A 3,024-nucleotide genomic window follows, 5' to 3' on the forward strand; every position below is an offset into this window, starting at 1 on the left:
CGACTCCGGTGGTGAGGACGAGCGCGGCGACGATGCTGCCGGCGATCACGCGCTGGCGGTGGCGGCGCGCCCGGGCCTTGGCCTGGCGCTCCTGCCACTTCTCGTACCGGCGGCGCTCGTACTCACGCTCGCTCTTGCTGGACACGCACACTCCTCGCGACGTCGCGCGGTGCGGCAGGCCGTCCACCTGCCGCACTGCATGAAGGGAACCCGGGACAGTCTAGGCAAGCCAGCGCCACCGGCGACCAGCGACGCCGAGGGGCGACATCACAGTCCGGACACGCCGGGGGATACCGTGCCTCCCATGCAGGTCATCACCGTCGTCTCCGCGGTCTTCGGCGCGCGCTGCAGCGTGCTCGTCCACGACGACGGCTCGTGCGTCGTCATCGACGCCGGGGCAGGGGTCACCGACTCCGTGCTGCAGCTCGTCGCGGACCGCGACCTGCGGCCGGCCGCGGTGCTCGCGACGCACGGGCACGTCGACCACACGTGGGATGCCGGCCCTCTGTCCGACGCCCTCGACGTGCCGGTGGTGCTGCACGCCGCCGACGCCTACCGCCTGGCCGACCCGTTCGGCACGCTCGGGCTCCTGGGCTCGTCGGGGAGCCCGTCGCACGACCCGTCCGGACCTCTCGCCCAGGCGATCGCCGCCACCGGCATCGACCCCGCGAGCTACACGGCCCCGCGGCGGGTCGAGCCGTTCGGTGGCATCGACGACGCCCGCTCCGCCGACACCGTCATGCAGCTCGGCAGCCTCCGCATCGTCGCGCGGCACGCCCCCGGACACACGGAGGGCTCGACGCTCTACCTGGTCGACACCGTGGCCTTCACGGGGGACGTCCTGTTCGCGGGGTCGGTCGGCCGCACGGACCTGCCCGGCGGAGACGACGCGACGATGCAGCTGACCCTGCGCGAGGTCGTCGCGACCCTGCCGCCCGGGACGATCGTCGTCCCCGGTCACGGACCGACGAGCGACATCGCCACCGAGCTGGCGCGCAACCCGTACCTCGCGCGGCTCTGAGGTCCTCCGGGGTCTGGAAGGATCAGGGCCCATGGCACGACCCACCCCCCTGTCCGGATTCCCCGAGTGGTTGCCCGACGGGCGCCTCGTCGAGCAGCACGTCCTCGACGCCCTGCGCCGCACCTTCGAGCTGCACGGTTTCGTCGGCATCGAGACGCGCGCCGTCGAGCCTCTCGACCAGCTGCTGCGCAAGGGCGAGACCTCCAAGGAGGTCTACGTGCTGCGCCGCCTGCAGGAGGAGGCGGGGGCCGAGCCGGACCGTGCCGGGACGCTGGGGCTCCACTTCGACCTGACGGTCCCGTTCGCGCGGTACGTGCTGGAGAACGCCGGTCACCTGGCGTTCCCGTTCCGCCGCTACCAGATCCAGAAGGTGTGGCGGGGTGAGCGGCCCCAGGACGGGCGGTTCCGCGAGTTCGTCCAGGCCGACATCGACGTCGTCGGCGCGGGCGCGCTGCCGTACCACTACGAGGTCGAGGTCCCGCTGGTGATGGCGGAGGCGCTCGGTGCGCTGCAGGAGATCGGCGTGCCGCCGGTCCGGATCCTGGTGAACAACCGCAAGGTCGCCGAGGGCTTCTACCGCGGGCTGGGGCTGACGGACGTCGAGGCCGTGCTGCGGAGCATCGACAAGCTCGACAAGATCGGCGCCAAAGCCGTCGCGGCACTCCTGGTCGCGGAGGCCGGGGCCGACGACGCGCAGGCGCGCGCGTGCCTGGAGCTCGCGAGCATCAGCGGCTCCGACGAGACGGTGATCGACCGCGTGCGGGCCCTGGCGGGGGAGTCGAACGACCTCCTCGACGAGGGTCTCGCGGAGCTCGGTGCGCTCATCCGCGCGGCCGCCGTCCGGGCTCCCGGCGTGGTCGTCGCCGACCTGAAGATCGCCCGGGGGCTCGACTACTACACGGGGACCGTCTACGAGACCGTCCTGGTCGGGCACGAGCAGCTCGGCTCGATCTGCTCGGGCGGGCGGTACGACACGCTCGCGTCGGACGGTGCGAACACCTACCCGGGCGTCGGGTTGTCGATCGGCGTGTCCCGGCTCGTGTCGCGACTGCTGGGCGCCGGCCTGGTGACGGTCACGCGCTCCGTCCCCAGCGCGGTGCTGGTCGCGGTGTCGACCGAGGACGCGCGCGACAGGTCCGATGCCGTCGCCACCGCGCTGCGCGCCCGGGGCATCCCGGTCGAGGTGGCGCCGTCCGCGGCGAAGTTCGGCAAGCAGATCCGGCACGCCGACCGCCGGGGGATCCCGTTCGTGTGGTTCGTCGGCGACGGTGACGCGGCGGCGGACCAGGTCAAGGACATCCGCTCCGGCGACCAGGTGGACGCCGACGCGGCGACGTGGATGCCCGACGACGCCGACCTGTGGCCGCGCGTCGTGCCYGCTTGACACCAGTTCGAACAGGTGTTCGCATGGACGCATGCGATGGGACGGTCAGAAGCTGGGGAGCGACGAGACGTCGGCGCTGCCCGGGCTGGCGCTCGCCGGACTGCAGCGCAGCGTGCGCACACCGGACTTCGCCGGGGTCACGTTCCATGAGGTGACGTGCAAGAGCGCGCTCAACAAGGTCCCGGCGGCGTCCTCGATGCCGTTCCGGTGGACGGTGAACCCGACGCGGGGCTGCCTCCATGCGTGCCGCTACTGCTTCGCCCGGCCGACCCACGAGTACCTGGACCTGGACGCCGACCGGGACTTCGAGACCCAGATCGTCGTGAAGACCAACGTCGTCGACGTGCTGCGGGCCGAGCTCGCGCGGCCGTCGTGGGCACGCGAGCACGTGGCGCTGGGGACCAACACCGACCCGTACCAACGCGTCGAGGGCCGGTACAGGTTCATGCCGGGGATCATCGAGGCACTGGCATCGAGCGGCACACCGCTGTCCATCCTCACCAAGGGCACCCTGCTGCGACGCGACCTGAGTCTGCTGGCGGAGGCGTCCCAGACGGTACCGATCGGTATCGGCGTCTCCCTGGCGATCGGCGACGAGACCCTTCAGCACGCCCTGGAG

General features: G+C 72.1%; 3 protein-coding genes. All 3 read left to right on the plus strand.

Annotation, left to right across the window (positions count from 1 at the left end; genetic code table 11):
- The first annotated feature begins 304 nt into the window (after positions 1-304).
- Positions 305-1,021, plus strand: coding sequence for an MBL fold metallo-hydrolase (locus AC1DUQ_RS19935; RefSeq protein WP_477061963.1), 717 nt, complete (start codon positions 305-307; stop codon positions 1,019-1,021).
- A 31-nt stretch (positions 1,022-1,052) separates the two neighbouring features.
- A complete protein-coding gene (hisS, locus tag AC1DUQ_RS19940; RefSeq protein WP_477061964.1) occupies positions 1,053-2,405 on the plus strand; it encodes a histidine--tRNA ligase in 1,353 nt (450 codons plus the stop codon).
- A 31-nt stretch (positions 2,406-2,436) separates the two neighbouring features.
- Positions 2,437-3,024: radical SAM protein (locus tag AC1DUQ_RS19945; protein ID WP_477074442.1), on the plus strand; the 588-nt coding region annotated here is incomplete at its 3' end.

Source organism: Cellulomonas sp. P4_B5_2 (assembly GCF_056402235.1).

Coding starts and splice junctions, on each gene's coding strand:
- AC1DUQ_RS19935 (WP_477061963.1), top strand. CDS start 305: ATGCAGGTCATCACCGTCGTCTCCGCGGTCTTCGGCGCGCGCTGCAGC.